Here is a 17,532-nt window from a genome sequence, read left to right on the forward strand (position 1 = left end):
GACAATGTATGCAGGCACATAATAAGACCGTCGTGAAATCCATGCAAATCCTAACCCTTTTCATAAATCATCCGAAACTGACTTTTAATGAAATGATGGAACTTTCCAATTTGCCGAAAACGTCGTTACACCGTATGGCGGGATCATTGGAGGAAATGGGGTTTTTAACAAAGGACGATGATGGCCATTATTCACTTGGACTGATATTCCTGCAGTTCGGCCAACTGGTAGGGGAGCGTTTGGATATCAGGTCAATCGCCTATCCCATCATGAAAGACCTTAGGGATGATGTTGAAGAAGCAGTGAATTTAATTGTGAGGGATAAGGATGAAGCGATGTATATTGAAAAGGTGGACACCCTGCATCCTGTTCGCCTTTATACATCCATTGGTAGACGTTCGCCATTGTACGCTGGCGATTCTCGAATCATCCTAGCGTATTTGCCGGAAGAAGAGCGGGAAAATTATTTGGGAAGCGTTCAATTAAAACCAATCGCCATTGGAACGATAACGGATAAAACTAAACTCCGTCATGCTTTGGATGAAGCGAGATTGGATGGTTACACGATAACTTCATCAGAACTTGAGGATTATACAAAAGCGGTGAGTGCACCGATACTCAATGGTAAGGGTCAAATAGTGGCTGGTATTAGTGTGGCTGGGATTGAAGCAAGATTTCAGGAAGAACGCTTGCCTGAATTGATTGACAAAGTAATGAAAGCCGCCAAGGCCATTTCCGTGAAACTGGGTTCTCAAACACATTAATGAAAATGGAAAAATCATGTCATTTTCGGAATGTATTTTTCTAAAATAAGTAATGTACATAAGATAGTGGATTCTATATGTAGGAAGCTGAGCCACCGCTTATGGTGGTTTTTAGGCATGTTGGCATGCAATACTATCTGGTCAGGACGAAAAAGGTGAACCATTCGCGGTTCACCTTTTCTAATATAGTAAGACTTATACGCAAGATTGTTGGTTAGCCATTAAATATGCACAAAGTCAGATTGATTTATATTTCTCGGCACCCCGATGTCAGCCATTGTAAGTAAACCTGGTTTACGGAGGGCATCAATTTGCTTAGCGGTATTGATAATCATCGCAGCGGTTGCGGTATCTCCAAAAATTCCGTTGGGAACAATCAACCTTTGGGTTTCGTTTCCATCAATAACGATTTCATCTTCTTGTTTAATACCTGCAGACATCGTTAAATCCAAGGAAATTTCCTTTCCGTCCACTGTCTTGCCCGTGGAGATTTGATGAAGCCCATTAACATCCCCTGGTTTTATAGTTGTTAGCGGAACGGTCATCTTTTCGCTTGCAATCGTTGGTTCAATGGTATTGATAACACTTGAAAGTTCCCAATTCAGCCCATAAGCGATTAACCTAACAGACTCCTCAAGACCTACATGCCCAATTTTATTCCGTTCAGCTAAAAATTCAAACTCTTCTCTGGTCATCCCGATTCCGACCTTTTTTTGTAAGGGGAGGCGCCTTTTCGAAACATCAACTTTACGATTGACCTTGATTTGGTTAACTGTGGTCAATACTGTTGTAAAAGAAATGGCCATAGTATCCATGATGTAACCTGGATTGATTCCGGTCCCAATGACACTAAGCCCTTTTGCTTTAGCGTAATCATCTATTTCCTTTGAAAGTTGAGGGTAGCGATGCCAAGGGAAAGAAAGCTGTTCACAAGTGGAAACCACTGAAAAGCCGTGATCTAGAAGCTCTTTGATCTGGGGCCAAACTTGTTGTGCGTTGGAACCGGTTGCATGTAATGCGATAGGGTGTTCAGCTTCAGTATTTACTTCTTGTATATGGGAGACTACATGCTTGTTCGTTTCCTTTTCATTGATTAGTAAGCCAATATCCTTTCCTGCCTTTTCGGGATCAATATCGACAACACCGATAATCGATTGAGGATTAGTTTGATAAGCACTGCGTAGAATTTCAATTCCGATGGGACCCATCCCGAATACTGCGAATTCAGAAAATTGTATAGTCATTCATCTCTCATCCTTTCAAATAACTTATAACAAAATGCTAACATTGAGTGATAAATAATAAAAATAGTTAATTTTTATATATATATAAAGAATCGTTATAAAAGGAAATACGGCAATGAATGAGGTGATATATTGGAGAATCATACTTCAACTTTGGGGTTACTCAACGCAGGGGTTGTGGAATTGCGGTTGACGTAACATATGCTTTATTCACCTCAAGCGGCAGCATATGTTGGGGTGTTGGACAGGAATCCAAGGTTATCTCCTTTGGAGAAACCGCCATACTGTTCCGTTAAAACCTTTTACTTGAACGGACATATTAGACTAAGCAGATCTTCAGTCCGTAGCATCCCGGATTTTGGACATGATGGACATTTTCTCGCTTCGGTTAATGTTAATGAAGTTCCAAAAAAAATATTGAGTTGCATTATCTAAGGCTCGTTTAAGGTGTTGTTTCGGGTTGTTTTCATCGAAACAACACCCTATTTAGTTTTGTATATAAAACTACTTTTTCTGTTCAAAAAATATAAATCTGAATATTATTGACTATTATGAAAATTCAATATAACATTAAATATCGGTAACATTGTTTTTTATATGAAACAAGAGTTGCTGCTATTTTTTGAAAGGGAGAGTTGGTGAAGTTTGATGGAATGATAGTCCTTTTCTTTATTGAAAATCATGAAAGCGCATTCAAACGAGCCTATTATAAGGGGGAAATAACATGTTACAAGGTCAAAAAAGATGGTTGTACATTGCAATTCCTATTTTTTTCTTCTGGTTTTTCGGCCAGATTGATAAAGTAGGTATCTCTGTTATCCAAACCGATCCGGGATTTTTAAGTGATCTTGGTTTAACTGGCCCGGATAAAAATGTAAAAATTGGCTTGATCTCCTTTATATTCATGATTTCATATGCCTGTTCCAACATTTTTTGGGGAGTTATTATCGACAAGTTAGGGGCACGGAAAACAGCAGTTTTAGGTTTACTGGTATGGACAGCGACAATGGTCATGGGAGGGCTTTCCACTTCATACGAAATGTTTTTAATTAGTAGAGTCATCCTCGGAATTGGGGAAGGTATGATGATCCCGATATCGGGTAAATTCATTTCGAATTGGTTTAATAAACGAGAGCTTGGAAGGGCACAGTCATTCTGGATTACTGGAAACTACCTTGGCCCGGCAGTGGGCACCGTTATGCTCATCCTAATTATTTCAACATTTCATTGGCAGGCCGCGTTCTTTGCTCTCGCAGCCTTTAACTTGTTTATAAATATTCCAATGTTCCTGTTTTTGACTCGTAATACGCCAGAAGAACATCCACGCATGAGTAAAGAAGAAGTCACCTATATTCGCCAAAAAGACGAAGCGGATGATGTTCAGTCGAAGCAATTCTTCGCAAAGGATTATCGTTATTGGATTGTTTGGTTCGGCAATTTGATGTCGTCCTTTCTTTTCTTTGGAATCAGTATTTGGCTGCCTACATATCTCGTTGAAGCCAAAGGCTTTGAAAGGGAAGCAATGACTGGCATTACTTCATTATCGTGGCTATTCGCGCTTGGATTTGTCCTGGCTGGCGGATTTCTGGCGGACAAAACGAAGCGCCCGAGTTTGCTTGCGACGATTCTGTTCATACTAACAGCTGTATTTTTGACAATCGCTGTCATTGCACCGAATCCTATTTTTGCCGGCGTTTCCATGGGGCTCGCAATGGGAACTCAGGGTGGAATGTTTCATCTAACCAATTTCTTCATCATCAAATTTTCAACACCTGAAACAGCGGGCCGCGCAGCCGGTTTAATGGGATTCACAAATATTATGGGTGGATTTTCAAGCTATATTATGGGGTGGAGCCGCGATATGTCTGGCGGTGATTTTGGTCCCTCGATTGCCATGCTGATCGTAGCAGCCACTCTGGGGTTTGTTGCGTACTTGTTTATGATTAAACAAGAAGTTGCCGAATATCACCTAAGTAATACGACAGGAAACAAACTAACTTTATAGAGAGCAAAAAGTTAATATAATACGTTTTTAAGTAGGGTTTCTCAGAAAGAAGGGGCGCTGGATTCTTACTGAGAAACCACAATAAAATCTTGAATATTCATTGACGAGTACATAGGAGTAAGGATAACCACAGATTGATAGAGAACAAGTAATGTTTTCCCGAACGAGGGCCTCAGTTTTTTTACAGCTTACATTGACAATAAAGCGATTACATTTTAGAATTGTTTATATCAAAAAACATTGTTTTGCATACAAAACAATATGCGGTCATTATGAAAAAATATGTGCTCGCTTACAAGACCGTATACATGAATGGATTTTTGGATAACCATTCATCACGGTTGAAAGATAACAGAAGGGGTGGAGACAATGGGCATGGCCTTAAAAGATAAAGTCGTATTGATTACAGGGGGAGCTTCTGGAATAGGAGAAGCTGTCACACGCCGTTTTATACAAGAAGGAGCAAAAGTGAGCATTATCGGCCGCTCTATAGACACGTTAGCGAAAATGAAAGAAGAATTTGGTGAAAATATCCTTACTTATCAGGGAGATGTAAGCAAATACGAAGACAATGAGCAAGCGGTCCAAGCTACTGTTGAGCAATTCGGAAAGTTAGATGTTTTCGTTGCGAATGCCGGCGTGTTCGATGGATTTGCCAAATTTGCCGATGTGACTCCTGAGGCGCTTTCCGAAGCGTATGATTTCCTTCTCAATATTAACGTAAAAGGCTCTTTTTTCGGGGCTAAAGCCGCTCTTGAAGAACTGAAAAAAACAAATGGCAATATTATTTTTACCGTGTCCGGTGCAAGTTTTTATCCAGATGGCGGCGGTGTATGGTACACAGCGAGCAAACACGCCCAAATTGGATTGATGCGCCAGCTTGCATTCGAACTATCTCCTTCCATCCGGGTGAATGCGGTAGCCCCAGGGGGGACATTGACAGCACTCACGGTGATTCCACCGCTGCGCCCATTTGTGAAAATCGTCGATAATGATACGAAAGCAAGCAGCATTAAAAAACGGAATATTCTTCAACTTGCTCAGATGCCGGAAGATCACGTTGCGGCGTATGTGCTGTTAGCTTCTGACGAATCACGTGCGATCACCGGTGAAATCATTTCAAGCGACGGCGGATTGTCAGTGCGAGGACTTGGCTAAGCTGGCACAGTTTTTGAATACTGTTTTAGCTAAGTTGTAAGACGGGAACGGGAGTCGATTTTCCTGCTTATCTTCAAGAAAAAGGAAGCACTTTCTTTTTCAGATCAAAACGAAAGCTATTTCCAGGCGAAATATTAATTTAGTAAATCATTTGCTATTTTAAGGTAATATATTTCAAGTTATTACAGCTTTCCTAAACTGTATCATTCAAAGTTATGCCCGAAAAAAATAAGGGGGACTGTATTATGCCATACGTAAAAGTAGAAGATTTAAGTATACATTATGAAATAGAAGGTAATGGAGATCATTTAGTATTATTACATGGTATGAGCAATAATTCACAGTCATGGAAGGAACAGATCCGGGAATTAAAGGAGCATTTTACAGTAATTGCATGGGATGCCCCGGGTTATGGGAAAAGTTCAGATCAAGCTGAAGAATTTAGAAATTTTAAAGAGTTTGCGCGTATTCTGAACGGCATGATGGATCAGCTAAAGTTGGAAAAAATCCATCTGCTCGGCCATTCAATGGGAGCGGCAATTGCGATAGAGTACTGTTGCATGTACCCTGATAAGATTAATAAACTAATATTAGCCGATTCGACAAGAGGGGCTGCTGCTCTAACCCCAGAAGAGAACGAGACGAAATTGAAAAATCGATTATTTTCAATTGAAAACCTTTCTACAGAGGAGATAGCGGAAAAGAGGATACAAGCACTGCTATCCCCCCATGCTTCAGGAAAAGTCCATACACGAGTAAAAGAGATTATGACACAGATAAGACCAGCAGGGTATCGTTCGGTAGCATATTCACTTTATCATCTAAATCAAATGAAATCGTTATCTCATATAGATGTTCCTGTTCTTGTAATTTGTGGTGAGTTGGATACTGTAACTCCTATAAAGGAGTCGGAAGCAATTCATGAAGAGTTAATAAACTCCCGGCTAGTGATAATTCCAGAAGGCGGTCATCTGTGTTACCAGGAAAATCCTGAAAAGTTTAATTCAAGCATTTTGGAATTTTTGAACGATATTGAGTAAGGTAAAAACGAACTATAAATGACTTAGTAAAAAACTAGGGGTTAGATTAGAGAGAGGAATGGATCGTAAAAATGGCTAATTATACAATCGTGGATAAAGAAACTTGTATTGCTTGCGGAGCTTGTGGTGCTTCAGCTCCGGATATTTATGATTACGATGAAGAAGGTATTGCGTTTGTTATATTGGATAATAATGTTGGGGCAACGATTATACCAGAAGAACTCGAGGAAGATATGATAGATGCTTCAGAAGGATGTCCAACCGATTCTATTAAAGTGGCTCAAGTATCCTTTGATGGTAACCCTAATAAATTTGAATAATATTTATAGATATAATCAATGAGGGCGTTTGTACTGATTATAGATTTATAGATTTATAGATTTTAAAACTAGGGAAATTGACGTCACTAGTTTGTCTTTTGAAAGGATGGATATTTTCCGATATTATCCATCATTATTATAAGGTGAAAAGGAAGAATTACAAGTCAATCCCTTACAACCTGTAAATCACGTTCAATATGAACAACCAACCTAGAAAAACAAGGAGTGATTACATTGACAGAAGAAAAGAAGGTCTATGACATAACAATTATTGGCGGCGGCCCAGTGGGCTTGTTTACGGCGTTCTATGGAGGAATGAGGCAAGCAAAGGTGAAAATCCTTGAAAGTCTTCCTCAATTGGGAGGACAGCTTTCAGCTCTTTATCCCGAAAAATTCATTTATGATATAGCTGGATTTCCAAAAGTAAGGGCACAGGAATTGATAGAGAATTTAAAAGAACAAATGAAAGTATTTGAACCGACAATTTGTCTTGAAGAAGCAGTTGAACAGATGGAAAAGCAAGCAGACGGAACATTTAAAATCACCACAAACCTCGATACTCATTTCTCTAAATCAGTGATCATTACCGCTGGTAATGGAGCCTTTCAGCCTCGTAAACTGGAATTGGAAGATTCAACTCAGTTCGAAAATAAGAATTTGCATTATTTCGTGAATGATATGAACCGATTTAAAGGAAGAAAAGTGGCGATTCTAGGCGGTGGGGATTCTGCTGTTGATTGGGCCCTTATGTTAGAGCCGATTGCTGAAAAGGTAACATTGATACACAGAAGAGATAAATTCCGTGCCCATGAACATAGTGTAGAAAAATTAGTGAATTCCTCTGTTGAGGTTAAAACACCTTATATTCCCTCTGAACTGGTAGGAACAGATCAGATTACGCAAATTGTTTTAGAACACACTAAGACTCAACAAAAAGAAGTGGTTGACGTAGATGATTTAATTATTAATTATGGTTTTGTCTCTTCACTTGGTGCGATTAAAGAATGGGGTCTAAACATCAACAAAAATGCAATTGTCGTTAATTCCAAACAAGAAACAAATATTTCAGGCATTTACGCAGCCGGGGATATTTGTACGTATGATGGAAAGGTTAAATTAATTGCTTCCGGTTTTGGTGAAGGTCCTACGGCAGTTAATAATGCCAAAGCCTATATTGATCCTATGGCGAAAGTTCAGCCGTTGCATAGTACTTCCTTATTTGGTTGACCTATAGTTAAAAACAAGACTCTTCTGAAGAATTGAAATTAAAAAGTACATAGACGAGCCTCTAAAGTAAAAAGTGGGGGGCTTGATTGTCCTGACTTTAATGGACTTAAAAAATAAATTTTGGCTTTACAGGTTTTGTTGCGAAACAAAGGGAACAGGCTAAGACTAAAAAATAAAGTCGAATTCCTTCACAGTTAGGAATTCGACTTTTTAGATTGTTTTAAGCAATACCCGTATAGTGATACTCCGCTTAATTCTTCGATGACAAATTCCAGGAACTCCAAAAATATATTTCAATCCGAGTGGTTTCGCAGCATTTTTCCAACCAAGAATCTCATATATCGTTAAAATCATGATCATTCTCTAACGTTTTCAAAATATGCTTAGTCAGATTTGATGCATCCGTGTTTTTCCATACTGCCGATATGGAACTGGATAATTCCGAATTATCGATGTTCAAGGCTTTGACTTGGCTTTTTCCCAACAAACTCACCATATCTTCCGGCATGAGGGCTACGCCTAAGTTATTGGATATTAGATTGGCAATCGTGAGTAATTCAGAGCCTTTACATAATTCTTTAGGTGAAAATCCAGCATTCAGACAAGCCTTTTCCAAAAGGAATTGAAGGGAGTGTGCTTGGACGGCATCATAATGGATAAAAGGTTCGTCTTTTGCGTCGTATAAATGTATAGCATCCTTTTGGGCTAGTGGATGATCAATGGAAACGACTAATTGTAAAGGGAACCTCATGAATTCAATCATGCTTAATCCTTCATTGGCGATGATGTTACTGTGGATGGGCGTTCGGATGAAACCGATGTGATAGTTTTGTTGGTTTACGAGTTTTACAGCCCTTGAGGATGTTGTTTCATGCACGTAAAATTCTGTTTCCGGGTATTCCCCCACAATCTTTTTCAATAACTTCGGGATATATATACTAGCTGCAGAAGGGACGGTAGCAATCTTCAGCTTAGGCTTGGGGATGGTTTTATTTTCAACTATGTAATTCACTGTTTTCTCAATATCTTCAAAGGAAGGAGCTAGTTTTTTATAGATGTACTCTCCTTCTTCCGTCAATGTAATTTTTCTTGTCGTTCGATTCAATAATTTAAAGCCTAATTGTTTTTCGAGGGATAAAATCTGTTGGCTAAGTCCGGGCTGGGATATATGCAGGGTTTTGGACGCCTCACTGAAACTAAGATGATTAGAAACCTCTATGAAATAGCGGAGGGATAGGAAATTCAAACGATCACCCACTTCAGTTGGATTTGAAAATAAAAGGCTAAAATGGCTGGTAAAAGAAAGGGTTGACTTCTAATATTCCCTCTCAAACAAAGCTGGATATAACCATTAAAGGCTAGAAAGATACTAGGAAAATCATTTTATAATATAGACTTATAAGTTTATAACAATAATATATTTCTAAAATGAAAGAGTCAATATTATCCTTAAAGAAAGGAAAAATAGGTAATAAGAGGTAAAATAATACTATTAGTTAGCGGATTTTCCTTGTTTTTAATAGGCATTTTTATACATTTTTGCTTGTTATTTCGATTTCCATAGAAGTTTTTAATCAAATACTAGTGCTTTTGGTTTACGTGTCTAATTTTGTAAAAAAAGGGAAAGTGAGGTTGTCGGTAGAATAATAACACTATCATCTCTTGAGGATGAAGAAAACATATGAGGGGGAGTTTTATGAAAAAATTTCATAAGTGCTTTTTATTGGTTCTGGTTTTGACGGTAACCGGTATTATCACGGCTTGCGGAGACAGTAAAACAGGTGTCTCGGACAGCGGAAACCAAAATTTGAGTTTGTTGACTGGTGGAACAGGAGGTACATACTATCCACTCGGTGGACAAATTGGAAAAATCATTTCCGATAAAACAAAAGCGAATATAACACCTCAAACATCTGGTGCCTCGGCCGAAAACATGGAAACATTAAGGGCCGGAGAGGCTGAAATCGCTTTTTCGCAAACGGATATCGCCGCATATGCAATTGAGGGAACAGAAATGTTCGACGGGAAACCCATTGATAATATAATGGCCATCAGTTCTTTATATCCTGAAACCGTTCAAATTGTAACGACTGCCAAAAGTGGAATTAAATCAATCGAGGATTTAAAGGGTAAAAAGGTTTCAGTAGGTGCGCCGGGTTCTGGTGCATACATCAATGCCATGCAAATCTTGGAGATTCATGGTTTGTCTGAAAAAGATATTAAAGGGCAAAATCTATCATTCGATGAGTCGGCCGAAGGAATTCAAGCAGGAAATATTGACGCAGCTTTCATTACTGCCGGAACACCAACTGGTGCAGTTGAGGCGCTGTCCGTACAAAATGATATCATTATCCTGCCTATTGCAGAGGACAAAATTCAAGCATTGGTTAAAAAGTATCCATACTATGCTGAAGATACAATTCCAAGTGGTACGTACAAAATCAAATCTGAGGTGAAAACAGTTGCTGTTAAAGCGATGTTAGTAGTTACAAAGGATCTTGATGAAGATTTAGTTTATGAAATGACTAAAGCTGTTTATGAAAACACAGGTAAAATTACACATGCAAAAGGCAAGTTCATTACAGCAGAGACTGCACTTGAAGGGTTAGGGGATATGGAAGTTCATCCTGGCGCAGCAAAATACTTTAAAGAAAAAGGTGTTTCCAAGTAATGTAATTGGGTCGGTAGCTCGCTTTAAGTGGACTATCGGCTTCGTTTTTTCTGAATGGGATTTCAGGTTTTGAAAGGGGTACCTATGAAATTCACGAGATTCATGGCTTTTGGTATACCTCTGATCATCGCTATTTTATTATTTATTCCATATAAGCATGTAATTGCCTTTTCCTTCGAGGACCAAGGGGAATTAGTCGCATACTTTCCATTGAAAAAAGAAAAAGAATTCAAGATTAAGTATACACACTCCATCCACCTAACGGATGTTTTGGAATCATATCGTTTATCGGATAAGCAAATCGAACAGACCGAACTTTCTTATCATGATTTTGCAGTCGGTATGCCTTCTAATGCAGAGGGGGACGAAGTATTCGAAGAGAAAGACGGTACCTACTTCATAAAAAATATGAATCGCAATTTCGCCTATATAGATTTACGAGTAGGACAAGTCAGAGCTAACCATCGTTTAATATATGATGAAAAAACATACACATTGGCAGACTTTATTAAACCAGGGACATGGGTCAGGATTTCATCAGAAAGAATTTCTTTATGGGAACAGTTGAAGGGAGTGAGAATTAGTGGCTGATCAAGAAAAAACGAAGTATTTAACCGAAGCAGAACAACAGGAGTTATTGGAAAAATATGATCCAGAAGCCGGGACAAGGAAATTAACTGGTGTCTTGGGCCACATTGCGTTTTTTGGACTCTTGGCTTTTTCGTTATTTCAATTATATACTGCTATTTTTGGCGTTTTTACAGCACAAATCCAACGGACGATACATTTAGGGTTTGCACTCTCCCTGGTTTTTTTACTATTTCCTGCAAACCGGAAGAAGCGTCAGAAAGGAAAGTTTCAAATTGCCTGGTACGATATCATTTTAGCGATCCTGAGTATCGGGGTTGGTGCATATTGGCCCTTATTTTTCGAGGATATCGTCATGAATGTCGGACGTTTGGGGGCTTTGGATTTCACGGTTGGTTTAATGGCCATTCTCCTGGTTTTGGAGGCAACCAGGCGTGCAGTAGGGCTTCCCATTATGGTCATTGCTTTATTATTCATTTTCTATGGGATTTTTGGACAGTATATGCCAGGATTCCTCGCTCATCGCGGTTTAACTCTGGAACGTTTGGTGCAATCGATGTTCTTCTCGACAGAGGGCATTTTAGGTACTCCGTTAGCGGTGTCATCGACATTCATCTTCCTATTTTTACTGTTTGGATCCTTTCTAGTCCGAACAGGTGTCGGTCAATACTTCAATGATCTCTCAACCGCCATTGCCGGCAGAAGGATAGGGGGACCTGCAAAGGTTGCGATTTTTTCAAGTGCTCTTCAAGGAACGATTAGCGGAAGCTCTGTAGCTAATGTTGTCACTTCAGGAGCATTTACGATACCGATGATGAAAAATCTTGGTTATAAGAAGGAATTCGCAGGGGCAGTGGAGGCGGCCGCTTCGACAGGCGGTCAATTGATGCCTCCGGTAATGGGGGCAGCGGCATTCTTAATGGTTGAGTTCATTGGGAATGGAATAACGTATTGGGATATAGCAAAGGCGGCTGCGATTCCAGCTATCCTTTACTTTTCAGGAATTTGGATCATGACCCATTTTGAAGCGAAACGACTTGGGCTGCGTGGATTAACGAAAGAAGAGATGCCAAGTAAGAAGGAAGTGTTCGGCAAATTTTATTTACTAATACCGATCCTTGCCATTATCCTCTTGCTCATGCTGAATATTACGGTTACACATGCAGCACTGTATTCCATTGCTATCTCGGTTCTTGTAGGATTCATAAACAAGGATGTCCGCATGAAATTCATCGATATCATTTATGCATTGGTGGATGGAGCTCGAACGGCCCTTGCGGTTGCAGCCGCAACCGCAGCAGCCGGCATTATTGTAGGAATCGTTACGAAAACTGGATTAGGGCTGAAGCTGGCTAATGGTTTGATCGATTTGTCTGGCGGATATTTGATTCCAACATTGATGCTAACGATGGTAGCGGCACTTATTTTAGGAATGGGTTCACCTACGACCGCCAATTATGTAATCACATCGACGATTGCAGCACCTGCAATCATTTTGCTTGGTGTTCCTGACTTATCTGCACATTTATTCGTCTTCTATTTTGGCATTATAGCAGATATAACTCCTCCAGTTGCATTAGCGGCATTTGCAGCGGCAGGGGTGGCAGGCGGTGAACCGATAAAAACGGGAATTGAGTCATCAAAACTTGCAATCGCCGCATTTATCATTCCATATATTTTTGTTCTCTCCCCACAAATGCTGATGATCGATACAACTTGGATGGAGGTTGCCTGGATCGTACTTACAGCAATGGCCGGCATGATTGCAATTGGTGCGGGTGTTATAGGTTACTGGATGAGGGGGATGCACTGGTTGGAAAGAGTCCTCTCTATAATCGTTGGTTTACTATTAATCTATCCTGAAACGATATCGGACATCATTGGGGTATCTGCATTTATCGTATTGCTGTCTTTACAATATCTTTGGAAGAGTGGCAATCACGACAGCCCCAACATCTTGGAACATAAGCAAAGCATAGAGAAAAATTAAGTCTTCGAATATCAATCCTGAAGTAAAGGTTAGTGTTGTACCATTTGGGGGGGTGATTTTTTGAAGTGAATCATCAAAGAGAGCAGGGAATGTGCAGACTGCTTTTATATCGAGACAACCAGCATATTCCTACTATAGACATCTGCTCGTATATCCACTTGCCTTATAAAAAAAACCTAATCTGTTTTATTTTGAAAGGAGACTAATTCATGAAATTTTTAAAAAGTTTTATTTTAGTTACTTTCAGTTTCTTTTGTATGATCACACCAGCTTTTGCAAGTGTCCCCGGAGTGGATGGGTCAATGGGAAAGGGAGCAACAAAAGGTATCGTATCAGTTTCCCACCCGTTAGCAGCTGAAGCGGGCATAAAGATATTAAAACAAGGTGGAAACGCTGTCGATGCAGCAGCAGCCATTCAATTATCGTTAAATGTGGTTGAACCAATGATGTCTGGAATCGGTGGCGGTGGTTTTATCATGATTTATAATAAAAAGGAAAATAAAATAACGATGATTGAAAATCGCGAAATGGCACCGCAAAATGTTACGCCTAAACTTTTTTTAGATGAAAAGGGAAAACCTGTTCCTTTTAGTAAGCGGCACACATCTGGTAAAGCGGTTGCTGTTCCTGGAACTCTTATGGGTGTAGAGACTTCTCTTGAGAAATATGGAACATTGAAATTATCACAAGTCATAGGACCGGCCATTAAACAAGCTGAACAAGGGGTAAGAGTCAATTGGGCAACAGCACAATATATCGATGAAAATGTAACAAAGCTTAAAAATAACCAAGCGGCTGCAAAAGTTTTTGTACCAGACGGAAAGCCATTGGAAGAGGGGGACACTCTCGTTCAGCCAGATCTGGCAAAGACTCTTAAGTTAATAAAAAAACAAGGTTCCAAGGCTTTTTATAAAGGTGAAATCGGGGAAGCCCTTACCAAAGAAGTTCAAAAGCGTGAAGGAACGATGACAACTGAGGATTTGCAAAACTATGAAGTGAAAGAAAGAGAGCCGATTAAATCGGAATATAGGGGATTTGAAGTGGTAGGGGCAGCTTCACCAAGCTCAGGCAGTTTGACCGTTCTACAAATCCTGGAGCTTATGGAAGGATTCGATGTACAAAAGATGGGGGCGAACACACCTGAGTATCTTCATTATCTCACGGAAGCCATGCATCTTGCTTTTGCCGATCGAGCTGCCTATATGGCAGATGAAGATTTTTATGATGTACCTACAAAAGGACTATTGGATGAAGATTATATTAAAGAAAGACGAAAACTCATCAAACCAAATAGATCAACAGCTGATGTCAAAGCAGGCGATCCATGGAAGTATGAGGGCAAAGAACCCACTCCAATGAAAAAGGTAAAAGAGGAGAAAACACCGATCGGTCAAACAACCCATTTTTCTGTAATGGATAAATGGGGAAATATGGTTGCTTATACGACTACAATCGAGCAAGTATTCGGATCAGGTATCATGGTACCTGATTATGGATTCATGCTAAATAATGAAATGACGGATTTTGATGCAACACCGGGTGGAGTTAATCAGGTGGAACCAGGAAAAAGACCAAGAAGCAGTATGTCCCCGACCATCGTATTAAAAGATGGCAATCCCTTCATGGCCATTGGTTCACCTGGGGGAGCGACGATAATAGCATCTGTATCTGAAACGATTATGAACGTGCTTGATCATAAAATGCCAATTCAAGATGCTATTTTAGCGCCACGTATTTATTCCGCTGGATATCCGACAGTTAGATGGGAACCGGGAATTGAACAAAATACTAGGTTGGAGTTAATGGCAAAAGGCCATGTTTATGAAGAAAAACCCCAGCATATCGGAAATGTGCAAGCTGTTATTTATGATTATGAAAAGGGGAAAATGTATGGAGGAGCCGATAATACGAGAGAAGGAACTGTTCAAGGAGTGTATAATGTTTCCTATAAATCGAAAAAGCCAAAAGAAATAAAAGAAGAAAAAAAGGGACCATTTACCTTAAAAGTGAATGGAGCCGTTTATCCTTATACAGCTGAACAAATGAAACTGATAGATGAAAAACCCTATATCCAATCAGACAAATTGTTACTTGGTTTGGGTGCAATTGGAACAGGGGACTTAGAAACATTTAAACCAGATAAAAAATCGTATCTACCGGTGTTAAGAGTAGCGCAATCATTAGGATATAAAGCAAAATGGAACGAAAAAGACAAAGAGGCACTACTGGAAAAAGACCCGGCGGATATTGAAGATCCAGATGATGATGGCAGTGTCACGAATTAATTTTACCCTGAAGAATATAGAATGAAATTCCTCTAGCAAGATGTTAATAAGGAAAATGGCCAGAGCATTTAATCAAACATTCCCTTTGTGCAATGTGCATTTGGGGAATGTTTTTTTGTCATTACTGTTGGATTTTTTTAGTCACCGTTTCTAACATCACCCTTAAAAAAGCTATGTATGTCCTCGATTAACTTACATACCGCAGGAGACAGATATCGATCTTTCAAATAAGCCAGGTAAACAGTCCTTTCCAAATAATTCGAATCGATCGCGCGAATTGCAGTATTGGGGGTTGCAGCGGATCTTATATAGTTTTCCGGTAAAATTGTAACCCCAAGCCCTGCTTCCACCAAACTGCAAGCCGTTTCAAGCCTTTCTATTTCATATAGGATATTGGGAATTGCATTTTCACCCTTAAATGCTCTTAAGATATCATCTCTTGTTTGAAATCCAATTGTACTGATGATCAATTCTTTCTTTGCTATGTCTTGGAAAGTGATGGACTCTTTTTCGTTTAACTCGTCATCTTTATGGATCAAAAGCATGAACTTTTCATTATAAAGGGGAGTGGACAGAATTTCATCGTTGTTGATGGGCTGGTTCGTGATGGTGAAATGAACATTATACCGATTTAACGAATCGAAAACCTTTTCTTCCCCTAATATTTCCCTGACTTTTATATGAATATTAGGATAATTGATTTTAAAATTCTTGATTATCTTCGGGAACCAAAATTTGAATGATTCTATGGAACCTATTGATACGGTTCCGCTTCCAACATCCTTCATTTCCTTAAGCTCCACTTGCATATTATCGAATCTTCTTAACAGATCAACAGATCTCGTATAAAAAATTCCCCCTGCTTCCGTAAGCTCAAGCCCCCTTGTATTGCGTTCCAAAAGCTGAAAACCAACTTCATTTTCTAATTTCATTATGGCATTACTTAGGGAAGGTTGTGATATATGCAGCATTTTTGCCGCTTTTGAGAAATTCTTTTCCCTGACAATTGTAGTGAAATATCGAAGTTGACGAAGATCCATATATTCTCCTTTCTATAGCTTTAAACTATAGATATATTGAAATTTTGTATTGGTAATTATATATTATCTCATATATAATTTTGAAAAAAGATATTTCGGAATTTTTTAAATAAAGGAGAAATTATGTATACAAATCCGACTTTAAAATATTGGAATGGAAGAATTGATTCCCAATCTGACATGGACAGCTTCAGATACCACCAAAGAGTACGTTTGGCACCGATTTCGGAATTAGCCATCTCTTCCAATGCATCAAGTACCTTTGGATTGATTGGCTTCAAATGTGATGAAGGCGTCAAAAGGAATAAAGGCAGGATTGGTGCTGCAGAGGGGCCTGATCATATTAGGCAGTCATTGGCAAAATTACCCTGTCATTTACCCTCCCAAACCGAGCTGGTGGATGCTGGCGATGTAATATGTGAAGGTACAGAGATGGAGGCCGCCCAATCCCAACTGGGATCGGCTGTTACCCGGATATTGGAGAGTAAAGCGATTCCTATCATACTTGGGGGAGGGCACGAAACCCTGTATGGCCATTATCTTGGGATTAGGAAATCCATTGGACCAAAAGCTAGATTGGGGATCATTAATATTGACGCTCACTTTGATATGAGGCCTTATGAAAAAGAAAGTTCATCAGGAACGATGTTTAAGCAGATTTTGGACGAAGATCAAAGTTGTGGCTATTTATGTATCGGAATTCAGAAGCAGGGGAATACGAAGGCACTGTTTGAAACTGCCGAGAGAAGTAAGGTCGACTACATTTTGGAAGAAGATTTATTATTGAACGAAATGGATGAAACTAAGCGGCGGATAAATGATTTCGCTAAGGAATATGACTACATTATTCTTACATTATGTACAGACGTTATTGATTCAGCCTACGCACCTGGGGTAAGTGCTCCATCGCCGTTTGGACTGAATCCGAAATTGGTCCGTGCCATTATCAGGCATATCGTATCGAATGAAAAGATCCTCTCTTTTGATATCTCGGAATTGAATCCTTCGTTGGACGAAAATAATAAAACCGTTACATTGGCAGCACATTTAATAAATGAGGTTTTACTGCATTTTAAATAATAAATGGCTTTCCTCAATGCCATCTCCATAATCAATTATCGGTATTGAAGCGAAAAACCTTTGACAGATCCTGACTGTCCATGAATCATTCATGGACAGTCTTTTTGTGCGCCCGGCATG

14 protein-coding genes are annotated in these 17,532 nt (G+C 39.4%); 11 read left to right on the forward strand and 3 right to left on the reverse strand.

Going from position 1 to position 17,532, the window contains the following annotated elements; translation table 11 throughout:
• Nucleotides 1–8 precede the first annotated feature (8 nt).
• Nucleotides 9–764, forward strand: a complete 756-nt coding sequence (locus tag J7J00_RS15565; RefSeq protein ID WP_214791963.1) for an IclR family transcriptional regulator — start codon at nt 9–11, stop codon at nt 762–764.
• A gap of 221 nt (nt 765–985) precedes the next feature.
• Here the strand turns inward: J7J00_RS15565 and J7J00_RS15570 are convergent, their stop codons facing one another.
• Nucleotides 986–2,008, reverse strand: a complete 1,023-nt coding sequence (locus tag J7J00_RS15570) for an NAD(P)H-dependent amine dehydrogenase family protein (protein WP_214791965.1) — start codon at nt 2,006–2,008, stop codon at nt 986–988.
• A 724-nt stretch (nt 2,009–2,732) separates the two neighbouring features.
• Between J7J00_RS15570 and J7J00_RS15575 the strand changes: the two genes are divergently transcribed.
• The 5 genes from J7J00_RS15575 (at nt 2,733) to J7J00_RS15595 (ending at nt 7,758) form a co-directional block, all read left to right on the forward strand.
• Nucleotides 2,733–4,013: an MFS transporter gene (locus tag J7J00_RS15575; RefSeq protein ID WP_214791967.1), complete on the forward strand. Its 1,281-nt coding sequence runs from the start codon at nt 2,733–2,735 to the stop codon at nt 4,011–4,013.
• 369 nt (nt 4,014–4,382) lie between these two features.
• A complete protein-coding gene (locus J7J00_RS15580; protein ID WP_260286232.1) occupies nt 4,383–5,171 on the forward strand; it encodes an SDR family NAD(P)-dependent oxidoreductase in 789 nt (262 codons plus the stop codon).
• A gap of 245 nt (nt 5,172–5,416) precedes the next feature.
• The gene (locus tag J7J00_RS15585) at nt 5,417–6,211 is read left to right on the forward strand and encodes an alpha/beta fold hydrolase (RefSeq protein WP_214791969.1); all 795 of its coding nucleotides are present in this window, start codon (nt 5,417–5,419) and stop codon (nt 6,209–6,211) included.
• Nucleotides 6,212–6,282: 71 nt separating this feature from the next.
• Nucleotides 6,283–6,531 carry a ferredoxin gene (locus J7J00_RS15590; RefSeq protein ID WP_141993255.1) on the forward strand — a complete coding sequence of 83 codons (249 nt, stop codon included), beginning with the start codon at nt 6,283–6,285 and terminating at the stop codon, nt 6,529–6,531.
• Nucleotides 6,532–6,765: 234 nt separating this feature from the next.
• Nucleotides 6,766–7,758 carry an NAD(P)/FAD-dependent oxidoreductase gene (locus tag J7J00_RS15595; protein WP_214791971.1) on the forward strand — a complete coding sequence of 331 codons (993 nt, stop codon included), beginning with the start codon at nt 6,766–6,768 and terminating at the stop codon, nt 7,756–7,758.
• Between the two features lie 334 nt (nt 7,759–8,092).
• Here the strand turns inward: J7J00_RS15595 and J7J00_RS15600 are convergent, their stop codons facing one another.
• The gene (locus tag J7J00_RS15600; RefSeq protein ID WP_214791973.1) at nt 8,093–9,016 is read right to left on the reverse strand and encodes a LysR family transcriptional regulator; all 924 of its coding nucleotides are present in this window, start codon (nt 9,014–9,016) and stop codon (nt 8,093–8,095) included.
• Nucleotides 9,017–9,454: 438 nt separating this feature from the next.
• On the opposite strand from J7J00_RS15600, the gene J7J00_RS15605 reads away from it, so the two are divergent.
• The 4 genes from J7J00_RS15605 (at nt 9,455) to ggt (ending at nt 15,292) form a co-directional block, all read left to right on the forward strand.
• Complete coding sequence (locus J7J00_RS15605; RefSeq protein ID WP_214791976.1) at nt 9,455–10,429, forward strand: TAXI family TRAP transporter solute-binding subunit; 975 nt, start codon at nt 9,455–9,457, stop codon at nt 10,427–10,429.
• Nucleotides 10,430–10,513: 84 nt separating this feature from the next.
• Nucleotides 10,514–11,020 (forward strand): DUF1850 domain-containing protein, encoded by a 507-nt coding sequence (locus J7J00_RS15610; RefSeq protein WP_214791977.1) that lies wholly within the window; start codon nt 10,514–10,516, stop codon nt 11,018–11,020.
• Nucleotides 11,013–13,007: a TRAP transporter permease gene (locus J7J00_RS15615; protein WP_214791979.1), complete on the forward strand. Its 1,995-nt coding sequence runs from the start codon at nt 11,013–11,015 to the stop codon at nt 13,005–13,007. Before J7J00_RS15610 ends, J7J00_RS15615 begins: the two co-directional genes overlap by 8 nt.
• Nucleotides 13,008–13,216: 209 nt before the next feature.
• The gene (gene ggt, locus J7J00_RS15620; RefSeq protein ID WP_214791981.1) at nt 13,217–15,292 is read left to right on the forward strand and encodes a gamma-glutamyltransferase; all 2,076 of its coding nucleotides are present in this window, start codon (nt 13,217–13,219) and stop codon (nt 15,290–15,292) included.
• Between the two features lie 137 nt (nt 15,293–15,429).
• On the opposite strand, the gene J7J00_RS15625 is transcribed toward ggt, so the two are convergent.
• Complete coding sequence (locus J7J00_RS15625) at nt 15,430–16,332, reverse strand: LysR family transcriptional regulator (protein ID WP_214791983.1); 903 nt, start codon at nt 16,330–16,332, stop codon at nt 15,430–15,432.
• Nucleotides 16,333–16,455: 123 nt separating this feature from the next.
• On the opposite strand from J7J00_RS15625, the gene hutG reads away from it, so the two are divergent.
• Nucleotides 16,456–17,412 carry a formimidoylglutamase gene (gene hutG, locus J7J00_RS15630; RefSeq protein ID WP_214791985.1) on the forward strand — a complete coding sequence of 319 codons (957 nt, stop codon included), beginning with the start codon at nt 16,456–16,458 and terminating at the stop codon, nt 17,410–17,412.
• Nucleotides 17,413–17,532 lie beyond the last annotated feature (120 nt).

The organism is Bacillus sp. ISL-4 (assembly GCF_018613275.1).
In the GTDB taxonomy this organism is placed as follows: Bacteria; Bacillota; Bacilli; order Bacillales; family DSM-1321; genus Peribacillus; species Peribacillus simplex_E.

Excerpts from the sequence above, each read along its gene's own strand:
- J7J00_RS15565 (WP_214791963.1), top strand. The coding sequence starts at position 9 with ATGCAGGCACATAATAAGACCGTCGTGAAATCCATGCAAATCCTAACC.
- J7J00_RS15570 (WP_214791965.1), bottom strand. The coding sequence starts at position 2,008 with ATGACTATACAATTTTCTGAATTCGCAGTATTCGGGATGGGTCCCATC.
- J7J00_RS15575 (WP_214791967.1), top strand. The coding sequence starts at position 2,733 with ATGTTACAAGGTCAAAAAAGATGGTTGTACATTGCAATTCCTATTTTT.
- J7J00_RS15580 (WP_260286232.1), top strand. The coding sequence starts at position 4,383 with ATGGGCATGGCCTTAAAAGATAAAGTCGTATTGATTACAGGGGGAGCT.
- J7J00_RS15585 (WP_214791969.1), top strand. The coding sequence starts at position 5,417 with ATGCCATACGTAAAAGTAGAAGATTTAAGTATACATTATGAAATAGAA.
- J7J00_RS15590 (WP_141993255.1), top strand. The coding sequence starts at position 6,283 with ATGGCTAATTATACAATCGTGGATAAAGAAACTTGTATTGCTTGCGGA.
- J7J00_RS15605 (WP_214791976.1), top strand. The coding sequence starts at position 9,455 with ATGAAAAAATTTCATAAGTGCTTTTTATTGGTTCTGGTTTTGACGGTA.
- J7J00_RS15610 (WP_214791977.1), top strand. The coding sequence starts at position 10,514 with ATGAAATTCACGAGATTCATGGCTTTTGGTATACCTCTGATCATCGCT.
- ggt (WP_214791981.1), top strand. The coding sequence starts at position 13,217 with ATGAAATTTTTAAAAAGTTTTATTTTAGTTACTTTCAGTTTCTTTTGT.
- J7J00_RS15625 (WP_214791983.1), bottom strand. The coding sequence starts at position 16,332 with ATGGATCTTCGTCAACTTCGATATTTCACTACAATTGTCAGGGAAAAG.
- hutG (WP_214791985.1), top strand. The coding sequence starts at position 16,456 with ATGTATACAAATCCGACTTTAAAATATTGGAATGGAAGAATTGATTCC.